The following is a 13831-nucleotide window of genomic DNA, read 5'->3' on the forward strand; positions in this document are numbered from 1 at the left end:
TAAGTCGCCACTTCCCGCTACGGGCTGTGCATTGTGCCGCACCCGCTCGCCACGGCATTGATTTGGATCAACGCGCGTGTCGCGGCAAGCGCAGATGATCGGTTGCATTCCTTCATCGACACCCAACCAGGCCACCCCGCCATGATCGACTCGACAGTTGTTGAACTGTCGCGGCTGCAGTTCGCAGTCACCGCGATGTACCACTTCATCTTTCCGCCGCTGACCATGGGCCTGTCGTTCCTGCTCGGCATCATGGAGAGCGTCTATGTGATGACCGGCAAGCAGATCTGGCGGCGCATGACCATGTTCTGGGGCGTGCTGTTCGGCATCAACTTCGCCATGGGCGTGGGCACCGGCATCGTGATGGAGTTCGAGTTCGGCATGAACTGGTCGTACTACAGCCATTACGTGGGCGACATCTTCGGCGCGCCGCTGGCGATCGAAGGCCTGATGGCGTTCTTTCTGGAGGCGACCTTCCTGGGCCTGTTCTTCCTCGGCTGGAACCGCCTGAGCAAGGTGCAGCATCTGGCCACCACCTGGCTGGTGGCACTGGGCAGCAACTTTTCCGCGCTGTGGATCCTGATCGCCAACGGCTGGATGCAGAACCCGACCGGCGCGGTGTTCAACCCGGACACCATGCGCATGGAAGTGGTCGATTTCATGGCGGTGCTGTTCAACCCGGTGGCGCAGGCCAAGTTCGTGCATACCGTCAGCGCCGGCTACGTGCTCGGTGCGGTGTTTGTGATGTCGATCAGCGCGTTCTATCTGTTGCGTGGCACCCATGTGGAGATGGCGCGGCGCTCGTTTGCGGTGGCGGCGGCATTCGGGCTGTTGTCGTCGCTGTCGGTGGTGGTGCTCGGCGATGAGAGCGGCTATGCCGCCAACGAGCATCAGAAAATGAAATTGGCGGCGATCGAGGCGATGTGGGAAACCGAAGCCGCGCCGGCCAACTTTACTGCCTTCGGCATTCCCAACCAGCAGACCCACAGCAACGACTACGCGATCAAGATCCCGTACCTGATGGGCTTGATCGCCACCCGTTCGCTGCATGAGCCGATCCCCGGCATTCTGGAACTGGTCGGACGTGCCGAGCACCGCATTCGCGGCGGCCAGATCGCCTACGGCGCGTTGCAACGGGTGCGCGCCAACAAGGACGATGTCGAGGCGCGCAAGATTTTCGATGCGCATTGGCAGGATCTGGGCCACGGCCTGCTGCTCAAGCGCTACCGCGACGATATCGGCAATGCCACTCCCGAGCAGATTGCCCAGGCCGCTATGGACACCGTACCGCGGGTGCTGCCGCTGTTCTGGACCTTCCGCATCATGGCCGCCATCGGCATCTACCTGATCGCCTTTTTCGCCGTCGCGTTCTGGTTTGCCTGCAAGCACAACTTCCAGGACAAGCGCTGGTTCCTGACGCTGGCGCTGTGGACGCTGCCGCTGCCGTGGATTGCGATCGAGTGCGGTTGGTTCGTGGCCGAATACGGCCGCCAGCCGTGGGCGGTGGAAGGCGTGCTGCCGAGTTTCTATGCGGCATCGGGCCTGGATCTATACGAAATCGTGTTGACGCTGGTCGGCTTCACCGCGCTGTACACCACGCTGCTGGTCATCGCGATCAAGCTGTCGCTGAAGACGATCCGCAAGGGCCCGGATGCGCTGTTTCCGCCAACGCAACCCACCCCATCACCGAACAGCACCTCGCCCCACGCGTCCTCACCCGACGCCCCATTGAGCACCGGCGCGTTGGCCGGCGGCGCACCGTAAGCCAGGAGAGACATCATGGATTTCATCTTGCTCGACTACACCACATTGCGTGTGATCTGGTGGCTGCTGCTTGGCGTGTTGCTGTCCGGTTACGCGGTGATGGGCGGCTTCGATCTGGGCGTCAGCACGCTGCTGCCGCTGGTTGCCCGCAACGATGCCGAACGCCGCCTGGTGATCAACACCATCGGGCCGGTCTTGGAGGGCAACCAGGTGTGGTTGATCCTGGGCGGCGGCGCGATCTTCGCTGCATTCCCGCCGCTGTACGCGGTGAGTTTTTCCGGATTCTATCTGGCGATGTTCCTGATCCTGTTCGCGCTGATCCTGCGTCCGGTCGGTTTCAAGTTCCGCGGCAAACTGGTGGATCCGCGCTGGCGCACCACCTGGGACTGGGCGTTGTTTATCGGCGGCTGCATTCCGGCATTGATCATGGGCGTGGCAGTCGGCAACGTGCTGCTCGGGGTGCCGTTCCATTTCGACGACAGCATGCGCATCTTCTACACCGGCAATCTGTTCGGCTTGCTGGCGCCATTCGCACTGCTCGCCGGTTTGCTCAGCGTGGCGATGCTGATGGCGCACGGGGCGGCGATGCTGGTGCTCAAGACCGATGGGTCGGTGGCAGAGCGTGCGGCGCGTTTCGGCAGCATCGCCGCGCTGTTTGCGGTGGCGTTGTTTGCGGCAGCCGGTGCATGGGTCGCGCTGGGGCTGCCTGGTTACGCGGTGACTTCGGTCCTGGCCACCGATGCACCGACCAATCCGCTGGCCAAGACCGCCGCGCTCACCGCCGCCGGTGGCTGGCTGCACAACTACAGCAGCATGCCGGCCACCTTGATGGCACCGCTGGTCGGCCTGGTCGGGCTTGCGATGAATGCGCTGCTGCTGCGTGTGCGGCGTGGCGGCCTGGCGTTCATCGCTTCGGGTTGCGCCATCGTCGGCATCATTCTCACTGTCGGCTTTGCGCTGTTTCCGTTCCTGCTGCCCTCCTCCACTGCACCGCGCATGAGCTTGACGCTGTGGGATACGTCCAGCAGCCGTCTGACGCTGTGGATCATGTTGCTGGCGACTGCGGTGTTCATGCCGATCGTGCTGGCCTACACAAGCTGGGTCTACCGCGTGCTCAAGGACAAGGTCACGGCCGATGAACTGTCGGCCAATCCCAACGCGTATTGAGCGCGCCCGCTGCGACTGCGGTGCACAAGCACGTTGTCGCACCCGCTCGACATCTCACACCCTTCAACAATTTTAAGGAGAACACCGATGTGGTATTTCGCATGGATCCTCGGCACCGGCCTGGCTGCGTTGGCCGCCGTGCTCAACGGCATGTGGTTCGAAGCACGCGAATCCGAGCGTGGTCAGCCGCGTCAGTAAAATAAATCGCGCAGATGCTTGCCGATTCGGCAATCCGTATGTAACATACGCGGCTCCTTCGGGGTGTAGCTCAGTCTGGTAGAGCGCTACGTTCGGGACGTAGAGGTCGCAGGTTCGAATCCTGTCTCCCCGACCAGTTTCAAAACACAAAACCGGCCTCGTGCCGGTTTTGTGTTTTCAGGCGCTGGCGCAGCGATGCGCGCAGTGCGGATGGTCTGTCATGTCTGTTGTCATTGCCGGTGCTTGCTCGTCTGCCCAGTTACGTGGCCGCGGGTTGGTGCTGGCTGCCATTTTGTTGTCCGCATTCAACTTGCGTACGGCGGTCACCTCGTTGACGCCGCTACTGGAACGCATCGCAGTTGAGTACGCATTCGGCGCGCCCACCATGGGTGCGATCGGCATGTTGCCGACCGCTGCGTTCGCACTCACCGGCGTCGCCACGCCTGCGTTGCTGCGCCGCTTCGGCCTGCTGCGCACTGCGCTGTTGTCGATGGCATTGGCGAGCCTTGGGTTGGTGTTGCGCCCGCTGCTGCCGGACACCGCCGGGCTGCTGGTCGGATCGCTGATTGCGCTGGCCGGCATGGGTATGGGCAACGTGGTGTTGCCGCCGCTGGTGAAGCGCTATTTCGGCGATCGCGTGGGCGGTGTCAGCACGCTGTACATCACCGTGTTGCAGGTCGGCACATTGCTCCCCGCGCTGCTGGCGGTGCCGGTGGCCGATGCGCTGGGCTGGCGCAGCTCGATGGTGGTGTGGGTATTGCCGGCATTGCTGGCGTTTGCGGCCTGGGCGTTGGTGTACGCCAATCATCGCCGCCTGCGCGCCACCGGGCCTGCACCGATCACGCCGACAACCGAGGCCGAAGGCCGCGTCGCACGCACAGCGCTGGGCTGGAGCATGGCGCTGACCTTCGGCATGACCTCGCTGATCACCTATTCGATGTTCACCTGGTTGCCGACGCTGCTGCGCGAAGCCGGCGCCTCGCCCGCATTCGGCGGCACCATGGTCGCGCTATTCGCGGCACTGGGCATGGTCGGTGCGTTGACCATGCCGGCGCTGGCGTTACGCATGCGCAATCCCTTCCCGATCGTGCTGCTGTGCGCGGCCTGCCATCTGGTCGCGTTTGCCGGGTTGTGGTGGGCACCGCTGGCCGCGCCGATTCTCTGGGTGACCTTGCTGGGTTTGGGCCCGAGTACGTTTCCGCTGGCGCTGGTGCTGGTCAATCAACGCTGCCGCACCGCTGCCGGGTCGGCGGCGTTGTCCGGGTTCTCGCAAGGCATGGGGTATGCAGTGAGCTGCCTGGGGCCGTTCCTGTTCGGCTGGTTGCACGCGCACCATGGCGGCTGGACGTCGCCGTTCGTATTCCTGATCATCTGCCTGCTGGTGCAGCTGGCCGCCGCCTGGGTGGCCTGCCGCCCGCAGCTGTTGGAAGACGTGTGGGCGTCGCCTGCGCGCGGCGCCCGTGCAGTCAACGTACCGGCAGACTGATGTAGCTGGGCTGCTCCGGTGTCACGTAAACCCGCTGTGTGGCTTTCCGGTAATCGCCTGGCTTGGCGAAGAAGATGTTGGGCACGTAGGTCTGCGGGTTGCGGTCGTACAGCGGAAACAGGCTGGACTGCACCTGCACCATCACCCGGTGCCCGGGCTGGAAGGTGTGGTTAGCCGTCGGCAGGCCGAACTGAAACGCCAGCGGCTGGTTGGCTGCAAGCGGCTTGGGCGCGCTGAAACTCTCGCGGTAGCGGCCACGGAAGATCGCCAGCGACACCGGCAGCTCGTAACCGCCCATCTTGGGGTTGGAGGCCATCTCATCCGGATACACGTCGATCAGCTTCACCACCCAATCGCTGTCGCTGCCGCTGGTGGATGCCTGCAGATGCACTTCAGGTGCGCCGGCGATCTGCAAGGGCTCGGTCAGCGGCTCGGTGACGAAGGTCAGCACGTCCGGGCGGCCATCGACGAAGCGCTGGTCCTGCACCAGCCAGGTGGTCCACATGGCGCGATCGCCGAAGTCCACCGGGCGCGGCACGAACGGCACCGGCTTGGCCGGGTCGGAGACGTATTCTTCAAAGCCCACCTGCCCCGCCGCCGGCTGCTGGAACGACAGCTTGCCGCCGGCCTGCAGATACAGCGGCTTGCTGGTCGAGGCACAACCCTTGGCGCAACTGCGCGGCCAGGCCTGCAGACGGTCCCAATGGTTTTCGCCGGTGTTGTAGATGAACACCGGCGGCGTGCTCGCCGTGGGCGCGCCATCGACCAGATATTGATCGAAGAACGGGCGCAGCACATCGCGACGGAACTGGCGCGCGGTATCGCCGTCGAAATTCAGTGCACCCAGTGAACTGGCGTCGCTATTGACCTGGCTGTGCCGCCACGGCCCCATCACCAGATAGTTGAGCGTATTGCGCTTGTCGCGGGGCTCCATCGCCGCGTAACTGTGGATGGCGCCCCACATGTCTTCCTGGTCCCACAGGCCCTGCAGCCACATGGTCGGCACTTTCAACGGCGTGCGTGCCATCACCTTGTCCAGCGCCTGCTCCTGCCAGAAACTGTCGTAAGCCGCGTGTTCGGTGAGCTTGTGCCACCACGGCAGCTGCTCCAGGCCGGCGGCCTTGGCAAAGTCGCCGGCCGAGCCGGCCTGCAGGAAATTGCTGTAATCGTCGTGCCCCTGACGCGGGATGCCGGCACCCTTGCCGCGCTTGCTGAGCTGGCCGGTGAAGTAGTCGAAATTGACCTGGCGGAACGCACCGTAATTGAACCAGTCGTCGCCCATCCAGCCATCGATCATCGGGCTCTCCGGCGCGGCCACCTTCAATGCGGGATGCGGATTGGTCAGCGCCATCACTACGGTGAAACCTTCGTAGGACGAGCCGATCATGCCGACCTTGCCGTTGGATTCGGTGAGATTCTTCACCAGCCAGTCGATGGTGTCCCAGGCATCGGTGGCATGGTCGACCTCGCTGGGATTGAGCGCGCCACGCAGCGGCCGGGTCATCACGTACTCGCCCTCCGAGCCGTACTTGCCGCGCACATCCTGGAACACGCGGATATAACCACCTTCCACGAACACGTCATCGCCCGCAGACAGCAGGTCCTTCATATACGGCGAGGCCAGACGCTCGGTGCGGCCGCTGGCGTCGTACGGCGTGCGCGTGAGCACGATCGGCGCGTTGCGCGCGCCCTTGGGCAGCACGATCACCGTATGCAGCTTGACCCCGTCGCGCATCGGGATCATCACTTCGCGCTTGATGTAGTCGTTGGCGGCGTCGCCTGCCACGAACGGCTTGCCGGTGATATCCGGCGTCATCGGCGAGGTTTGCGCCATCGTGCTACCAGTGGCGGCAGCAATGGCGGTGGCGAGCAGGCAGGCGGCAAAACGGCGCATCGACGACTCCGAAAGTGCGGGGGCAGTCGTCGACTGTAGGCAGACGGCGGCCTGCCGGGGGAGTGTCAAAGGTCGTGGTTGCCGGGTTGGGAACACGGAGACTGACCGCAAGGCGCCGTCCAGGCATCTGAACCACCAGAGTCCATGTATCGCTCAGTATTACATTGGTCGTGCATCGCGTGCTGGAAGCGATGCTGATGCCCACGATTCGCACACAAGTCAATCGCTTCGCGCTTCCATTTTTCGACAGGGATGTTCTTGCACATGATGAAGCGGCCTTCAACAATCAGGTGCTCATCCATGGGTATTTGCGGTTCCGTCGATCGTGTCAATTCCGGAAGACTCACATATACCGAAAGTTCTCCGGCCCGGCAGCTGCCAGCGGGCAACACGCAGCAGCATGTCAACAGCCCCGACCAGACAAGTGGTGTGCTGGCAGGACTGAGCAGCATGAGCCCTAGCAGGAGTGTGAGCAGATCGTCTTTACGACAGCGCCCACTCTCGCCGAGCCTCAGGGCTGTCAGCGAGGTCATGCAGTCCGTCAGGGCCCAGTACTACAAAGCGCCCCGTTTGAAATCGGGCAACAAGATGCGAAACGCCGGCTTCGAGGAGGCCGCTCGAATCCACAAGGCGAATTCAGAGATCCGCAGGATGCGAAAGCAGGTCGATGACCTGGAAGAAGACGTCGTGACGTCGGCCATGGATGGGAACGCGCACAATTGTGGTGAACTGGCGACCCTGGCCGTCAACTATTTGCAGCAAGATCACAATCTGGTCGCACACCTTGCTTTATTCGGAAAAGAACACAATGCCGCGATCGTCGGCCCAGTGCCGCGCGCAGGTACCTTGCCTTCGGACATGACAGATTGGGACGCGGACATCTATGTCTGCGACCCGTGGTGCAATATCGCCTGCAGGGCAAACGACTATCCCGCCGAATTCAAAGAAAAGATGGAAAAGTGGGACCGCGCCGGGAAACAGGTGTGTCTGTCAGGAACTGGCTTCGTTTCCCCAACAAGCGATGAATGGATAAGCACGGTGCTTGGAGGAGAAAAGAAGGCCACGTGATCGAGTCGATGTCGGCAAGTGGTGCTGCACTGCACAGCGCCACACGAGTGCACCGGCAACGCATGCCATTTCAGTGGCGCACCTGTCCCTCTCCACGCACAACAAAGCGCTCCACCGTGAGCGCTTCCAGTCCCATCGGGCCATAGGAATGCAGACGCGTGGTGGAGATGCCGATCTCCGCCCCTAGCCCAAGCTCGCCGCCGTCGGAAAACCGCGAGGAGGCGTTGACCATGACCACGGCCGAGCGCAGCGATTGCACGAACTGCTCGGCATTGGCTGCGTCCTGCGTGGCGATCACTTCGGTGTGGTCCGAGCCGTATTGGCGGATATGCGCCAGCGCGGTGTCCAGATCCGGCACCACGCGGATGGCCAGGATCAGGTCCAGGAATTCGGCGGCGTAATCGTCGTCGCTGGCAGGGGCGATCTCGGGCAGCAATGCACGCGTTGCCGGATCGCCCCGCAACTCCACGTTGCGTTCGCGCAGCGCTTGCGCGGCGGCTGGCAGAAAGCGCCCGGCTATGTCCGCATGCACCAGCAGGGTCTCCAGCGAATTGCACGCCGACGGTCGGCTGGTCTTGCCATCGACCAACAGACGTACGGCCAGGTCCACGTCGGCCGAGGCATCCACGAACAGATGGCACACGCCCTTGTAATGCTTGATCACCGGCACCCGTGCGTGTTCGGCAACAAAACGGATCAGGCCCTCGCCGCCGCGTGGAATCGCCAGATCGACGATCTCGCTGAGCTGCAGCAGCTCCAGCATGGTCTCGCGGCGCAGGTCCTCGACCAGCGTCAACGCGGCCTCGGGCACATTGGCCTCGCGCAATGCGCTCTGCAGTGCGCGCGCAATCGCGGTGTTGGAGTGAATCGCCTCCGAGCCGCCACGCAGGATCACCCCGTTGCCGGCCTTGATGCACAGCGCTGCGGCGTCGGCGGTCACGTTCGGGCGCGCCTCGTAGATCATCGCGATCACCCCCAGCGGCACGCGCACCTTCTGCACGACGATGCCATTGGGGCGCACATCTTCGCGCGTGATCTGCCCGACCGGATCAGGCAACTGCGCAACCTCGCGCAACGCGGCGGCGATCCCGTCCAGGCGCTTTGTGTCCAGCGCCAGACGATCGAGCATCGCAGTGCCCACGCCCTTCTCGCGCGCCGCCTCCAGATCGCGCGCATTCGCCGCCAGGATCACCGCCGTATCGTGTTCCAGCGCAGCGGCCATCGCCTTTAGCAAGGCCTGCTTGGCAGACGACGACAGTTGCGACAGCACGTGCGCAGCATCACGGCATTGCAGGGCGAGGGTTTTGATGGTCATTTGGGGATCGGGATTAGGGGAATCGGGAATCGAGAATGGTAAAGGCGTGCGCCATCACTTTACTGCGATGAATCGGTAGCAAGGAAACTTCGGTGGAAAGCTTTTGCGATTCCCGATTCCCGATTCTCCAATCCCCGCTACAACAGTACCAGATCATCACGATGCACCACATTCTCGCCATAGCTGTAACCGAGCACGGTTTCGATCTCGCGCGAATGGCGGCCGGCGATACGGCGGATATCCACTGCCGAGTACTGGCTGACGCCGCGTGCCAGGCAGCGTTCGCCATCGGCGTCGCGCAGGCGGATCTCCACCATGTCGCCGCGCCGGAAGTCGCCTTGCGCGCTGGCCACACCGCCCGGTAGCAGCGATGCGCCCTTGCCGGCCAGCGCCGCCGCAGCACCGGCATCGATCAGGATCGCGCCCGGCTCCACCGGTGCGTGGCGCAGCCAGTACTTGCGGGCGGCAATGCGCGTGCGTGCGGGGTGGATGCGCGTGCCGCGCAGGCGATCCTGCGCAAGCCCGCGCACCACCTCGCTGCTGCGGCCGTTGAACAGATAGGTTTCGATGCCGGCAGCACCGGCTTTTGCGGCGGCTTCCAGCTTGGTGCGCATGCCGCCGGTGCCCACGCTGCTGCCGCTGCCGCCGGCCATCGCCAGCACCTCTGCGGTGAGTTCGGCCACCTCATCGAGAGGACGCGCCAACGGATTGCTGCGCGGGTCGGCGCTATACAAGCCATCGATATCGGTAGCGATGAACAACGCATCGGCATCGACCAGCGCGGCCACAATCGCGGCGAGATTGTCGTTATCGCCCAGCTTGAGCTCGTCCACCGAGACGGTATCGTTCTCGTTGATCACCGGCAACGCACCCAGCCGCAACAACTCGCCCAGGGTGGCGCGCGCATTGAGATAGCGGCGGCGGTTGCGCAGGTCGTCGTGGGTGAGCAGTACCTGCGCCACCGGACGTTCGAAAAAGCGCTGCCACAGCGCGATCAATTGCGCCTGACCCAGCGCGGCCAAGGCCTGACGCGCAGCGATCGGTGCACCGGCTTCGGCAGCTTTGGGCAGAATCGCGCGGCCTGCCGCCACCGCACCGGAAGAGACGATCACCAGCTCGCGCCCTGCGGCCAGGTTGGCCGAGACGAACTGCGCCAGGCCCAACGCAAACCGCGGCGACAGGCCGCCACCATCGGCGGCCAACAGGCTGCTGCCGACCTTGAGCACCGCGCGCCGCCATGGCGGCAGCGGCTGCTCGGTAAATAACGAAGGCAGGTCGGCAGGGATTGTCATGGCAGCCAGACGCTCAGTGCGTGTTCCACTCATAAACCGTCAACGTCGAGGCATCGCGCAGCACCAGGGGATCGCGCGCAACGATCTGCTGCGCCTCCTCCAGACTGCCCAGATTGACCAACACATACGCACCGCCGGTGCGATCGCTGAAACCACCGGTCATTTCGAGCTGCCCGGCCGCACGCAACGCAGCGAGAAAATCCAGATGCGGCTGCACCACATCGGCGGGAAAATCCGGCTTGCGCATCGCCAGCACCAGATAGCGCGTGGTCATCAGCTGACGTCCTTCGCACGTGCTGTCGTGGGTGCACGATCGTCGCGACCATGCGGTGCCGAGATCACCAGAAAGCGTGCCTCGACATCGGACAGATTGTGCATCTGGTGCGTGGTGCCAGGCGGCACGTCCAGGCCCTGCCCAACCCCGAGCACGTGCTGCGCGCCATCCAGTTGCAGCATCACTTCGCCGGCCAGCACATAGAAAAAATGCCGTGCGCGACTATGCCGATGACGCGACTCCGCAACGCCTGGCGGCATGCGTTCTTCGAGCACACTCAAGCTGGGGTCGCGCAACAGGTGCCAGCCTTCGCAGGCTTCGCCCCAGGGATAGTGTTCTGCGGTCTCGGTACTGATCACGGCCATCAGCGCAGGGCCTCCCAACGGGCACGCAACACATCCAGCTGCAGATCCGCGGCGGCGCCTGGCGAGACGCGTGCGGCCAGGCTGCCTTCCGGCGTGCGCCCCTGCCCTGCAGTGTCGGACGATTCCGCTGCCGCCTTGTAGGCCTCGCGGAACGGCACACCGGCCACGGCCGCTTCCACCGCCACATCGGTGGCGTACATGCCCGAATCGATCGCCGCGCGCAGCTTGTCCGGGCGCCATTCCAGATTGGCCAGCAACGCCGGCAGCAGTTCGAGCGCGGCCAAGCCGCGCCCGAAGCCATGCACGATCGCGCCCTTGCTGCTCTGCAGATCGCGGTGGTAACCGGAGGGCAGCGACAACAACTGTTCGATTTCGGTCCGCGCTGCTGCGATGCTGGCATGGGTGGCACGCATCAGTTCGATGACGTCGGGATTGCGCTTGTTCGGCATGATCGAGCTGCCGGTGGTGTATTGCGCCGGCAACGCGACGAAGGCGAATTCGCCGCTGGTGAACAACGACAGATCCCATGCAATGCGACGCAGATCCAGGGTGGCGCTGCCCAACGCTTCGAGCGCGGCCAGTTCGTACTTGCCACGCGAGAGCTGTGCGTAGATCGGCGAGACCTGTAGGCGCGCAAAGCCCAGCTCGGCGGTGGTATGCGCACGGTCCAGTGGCAGATTGACGCCGTAACCGGCCGCAGTGCCGAGCGGATTGCTGTCCACCAACCGCAAGGTGTCGGTTGCGCGCAGTGCATTGTCGATAAAGGCTTCTGCCCAGCCCGCCCACCACATGCCGGCCGACGACACCACCGCACGCTGGATATGCGTATAGCCCGGCACCGGCAGGTCGGCCTCGGCTTGCGCGCGGTCCAGCGCCACCTTGGCGATCTCCGCGCTGAGCTCGGCCACACGTTGCAGCTTGTCCTTCAACCACAGCCGCGTGGCGACCAGAATCTGGTCATTACGGCTGCGTCCGGTGTGGATCTTGCGGCCGGCATCGCCCAGGCGCTCGGTCAGGCGCGCCTCGATCGCCGAATGGCAATCTTCGTATTGCGCATCGAGCACGAACGCGCCGCTGCGGAAATCATCGGCCAGCAGATCCAGTTGCTCGCTCAGCCCGCCCAGTTCCTGCAGCGACAGGATGCCGATGTGCTGCAGCCCCTGCGCATGCGCCTTGCTCGCAGCGATGTCGTACAGGAAAAACTCGCGGTCCAGGATGACGTCGTCGCCGGCCAGGAAGCGCTGGATCTTGGCGTCCACTGCCACACCGGGTTTTTGCCACAACAGGTTGGTCATCGTGTCTGTCCTTCAAAAAAATCCGCATGCAACGCAGGCGGAGTCGAGCGATAGCGCAGGCGCGAAAAGCGCTCCGAAGAAATCATTACCACGTTTGCGCTGCAAGCATCGCGCGCGCCGTCGACATGCCCGTAGCGCAGGCGCGCCGATCAATGCGCAATTGCAGTCAGTTCGTCCCAGCCAAACGCCAGGTTAAGGTTCTGCATCGCCTGCGTCGCGGCGCCCTTGAGCAGGTTGTCCAACGTCGCCACCACCACCACGCGCTTGTTGCCCGGCGCCAATGTCACGCCACCGATCTGCACACCGTGCTTGCCGGCGATGCGGCTGACCCACGGCGCCTCATCGACAATCTCGATCAGCGGCTCGTCGGCATAACGCTGCGCGTAGCGCGCCTGGATCTGCTCGCGTGTGAGCGGTTGCTGCAGCCACAGGTTGACGGTCATGGTGAGGCCGCGGAAATGCGGCGCCACATGCGGCATGAACTCCACCGGCACGCCGAGCTGCGCAGAGACCTCGCGCTCGTGCATGTGGTTGGTCAGCGCATACGGCATCAGGTTATCGGCCAGCAGCGCGGGGTTGTTCTTGTCCGAGGGCGTGGTACCTGCGCCGGAATAGCCGGAGACGCCAAAGCATTGTGGGGGCCCTGCCAGCTGATCGAGCAATGGTGCGATCGTCAGCTGCATCGCGGTGGCGTAGCAGCCCGGATTGCTGATGCGCTTCTGCCCGGCGTACTTTCCGCGCTTCAGCTCCGGCAAGCCGTAATACCAGGCCGGATCGAAGCGGTAATCGGCCGACAGATCGATCAACACCGTTTGCGGCCGGGCGGCATCGATCGCAGCGACAAACGGCTCGGCCTTGCCGTTGGGCAGCGCCAGGATCACCACATCGGCGGCCTTGGCGGCCACCGCATCGGCATCCAGGCTCTCGTAACGCAACTCGCCCTGATAGGCATCGTTGTGGCCGGCCACAGCTTGCCCGGCCAGTTCGCGCGAGGACACGAACACCAGCCGCAGGTGCGGATGCGCCGCCACCAGCTTGATCAATTCCGAACCGGTATGCCCGCGGGCGCCGATGATGCCGATGGTCGTTGTTTGAACAGTCATGCGTTTGCTTCCAGGCGGAACTGCAGGTGGCGTTTCACCCCGGCCCATTCCGTATCGATGATGGAGAACACTACGGTATCGCGCGGTGTGCCGTCGGCGTGGCGGGTGTGGTTGCGCAGTACCCCGTCCTGCTTGGCGCCCAGCCGCGCGATTGCCGCGCGCGAGGTGTGATTGAACCAGCTGGTTTCGAACACCACGCTCAAACAGCCCAGCGTTTCGAAGGCATGCTGCAACAACAGCAGCTTGGCGTCGGTATTGACGCCGCTGCGCTGCACGCGCGGCGCGTACCAGGTGTAGCCGATCGACAGCCTGGGCACGGTCGCATCCAGCCCGTAATAGCGCGTGCAGCCGACGACCTCACCGGCCGCATCGCGCACCACGTAAGGCAGCACCAGCCCGTCGGCTTGCGCAGCCAACGCCGCGCCCACGTAGTCGTCCACCTGCGCCGGTGCCGGCACGCCGGTGTACCACAGCCGCGACAACGCACCGTCGCCCAGCGCAGCACGCAAACCAACGGCATGCGCAGCTTGCAGCGGTTCCAGCGTTACGTGTTGGCCGCGTAGTGTGGGCAACTCGCGCCAGCGCGGTGGCAAGGGGATGGACGCCATCG

13 protein-coding genes and 1 tRNA gene are annotated in these 13831 nt (G+C 64.0%); 6 read left to right on the top strand and 8 right to left on the bottom strand.

The window, feature by feature from the left end:
• Positions 1-141 precede the first annotated feature (141 nt).
• The 5 genes from XcyCFBP4188_RS03010 to XcyCFBP4188_RS03030 all read left to right on the top strand — a co-directional run bounded on the left by XcyCFBP4188_RS03010 (position 142) and on the right by XcyCFBP4188_RS03030 (position 4615).
• A complete protein-coding gene (locus XcyCFBP4188_RS03010; RefSeq protein WP_104591647.1) occupies positions 142-1764 on the top strand; it encodes a cytochrome ubiquinol oxidase subunit I in 1623 nt (540 codons plus the stop codon).
• A 15-nt stretch (positions 1765-1779) separates the two neighbouring features.
• Positions 1780-2931 (top strand): cytochrome d ubiquinol oxidase subunit II, encoded by a 1152-nt coding sequence (gene cydB, locus XcyCFBP4188_RS03015; RefSeq protein WP_104591607.1) that lies wholly within the window; start codon positions 1780-1782, stop codon positions 2929-2931.
• Positions 2932-3018: 87 nt separating this feature from the next.
• Positions 3019-3129, top strand: coding sequence for a cytochrome bd-I oxidase subunit CydX (gene cydX, locus XcyCFBP4188_RS03020; protein WP_006449411.1), 111 nt, complete (start codon positions 3019-3021; stop codon positions 3127-3129).
• A gap of 59 nt (positions 3130-3188) precedes the next feature.
• Positions 3189-3265 (top strand) — tRNA-Pro (locus XcyCFBP4188_RS03025).
• A gap of 84 nt (positions 3266-3349) precedes the next feature.
• The gene (locus XcyCFBP4188_RS03030) at positions 3350-4615 is read left to right on the top strand and encodes a CynX/NimT family MFS transporter (protein WP_104591608.1); all 1266 of its coding nucleotides are present in this window, start codon (positions 3350-3352) and stop codon (positions 4613-4615) included.
• On the opposite strand, the gene XcyCFBP4188_RS03035 is transcribed toward XcyCFBP4188_RS03030, so the two are convergent.
• Entirely contained in the window at positions 4596-6509 is a 1914-nt protein-coding gene (locus XcyCFBP4188_RS03035; protein ID WP_104591609.1) for a CocE/NonD family hydrolase, read from the bottom strand. The genes XcyCFBP4188_RS03030 and XcyCFBP4188_RS03035 overlap by 20 nt on opposite strands.
• A gap of 570 nt (positions 6510-7079) precedes the next feature.
• On the opposite strand from XcyCFBP4188_RS03035, the gene XcyCFBP4188_RS03040 reads away from it, so the two are divergent.
• Positions 7080-7577 carry a hypothetical protein gene (locus tag XcyCFBP4188_RS03040; RefSeq protein WP_139051542.1) on the top strand — a complete coding sequence of 166 codons (498 nt, stop codon included), beginning with the start codon at positions 7080-7082 and terminating at the stop codon, positions 7575-7577.
• Positions 7578-7647: 70 nt separating this feature from the next.
• Here the strand turns inward: XcyCFBP4188_RS03040 and XcyCFBP4188_RS03045 are convergent, their stop codons facing one another.
• The 7 genes from XcyCFBP4188_RS03045 to XcyCFBP4188_RS03075 form a co-directional block, all read right to left on the bottom strand.
• Positions 7648-8892 carry a glutamate-5-semialdehyde dehydrogenase gene (locus XcyCFBP4188_RS03045; protein WP_104591610.1) on the bottom strand — a complete coding sequence of 415 codons (1245 nt, stop codon included), beginning with the start codon at positions 8890-8892 and terminating at the stop codon, positions 7648-7650.
• A 137-nt stretch (positions 8893-9029) separates the two neighbouring features.
• Entirely contained in the window at positions 9030-10184 is a 1155-nt protein-coding gene (gene proB / locus XcyCFBP4188_RS03050; RefSeq protein ID WP_006449416.1) for a glutamate 5-kinase, read from the bottom strand.
• Positions 10185-10197: 13 nt separating this feature from the next.
• A complete protein-coding gene (locus XcyCFBP4188_RS03055; protein WP_006449417.1) occupies positions 10198-10458 on the bottom strand; it encodes a YciI family protein in 261 nt (86 codons plus the stop codon).
• Positions 10458-10823 carry a cupin domain-containing protein gene (locus XcyCFBP4188_RS03060; RefSeq protein ID WP_167393494.1) on the bottom strand — a complete coding sequence of 122 codons (366 nt, stop codon included), beginning with the start codon at positions 10821-10823 and terminating at the stop codon, positions 10458-10460. Before XcyCFBP4188_RS03060 ends, XcyCFBP4188_RS03055 begins: the two co-directional genes overlap by 1 nt.
• Positions 10823-12118 (bottom strand): argininosuccinate lyase, encoded by a 1296-nt coding sequence (locus tag XcyCFBP4188_RS03065; protein ID WP_046932732.1) that lies wholly within the window; start codon positions 12116-12118, stop codon positions 10823-10825. Before XcyCFBP4188_RS03065 ends, XcyCFBP4188_RS03060 begins: the two co-directional genes overlap by 1 nt.
• Before the next feature lie 149 nt (positions 12119-12267).
• Positions 12268-13221, bottom strand: coding sequence for an N-acetyl-gamma-glutamyl-phosphate reductase (gene argC, locus XcyCFBP4188_RS03070; RefSeq protein ID WP_095574799.1), 954 nt, complete (start codon positions 13219-13221; stop codon positions 12268-12270).
• Entirely contained in the window at positions 13218-13829 is a 612-nt protein-coding gene (locus XcyCFBP4188_RS03075; protein ID WP_043907725.1) for a GNAT family N-acetyltransferase, read from the bottom strand. The genes argC and XcyCFBP4188_RS03075 overlap by 4 nt, the downstream gene beginning before the upstream one ends.
• Positions 13830-13831: the final 2 nt, after the last annotated feature.

It is taken from the genome of Xanthomonas hortorum pv. cynarae, assembly GCF_002939985.1.
GTDB lineage: Bacteria > Pseudomonadota > Gammaproteobacteria > Xanthomonadales > Xanthomonadaceae > Xanthomonas > Xanthomonas hortorum_D.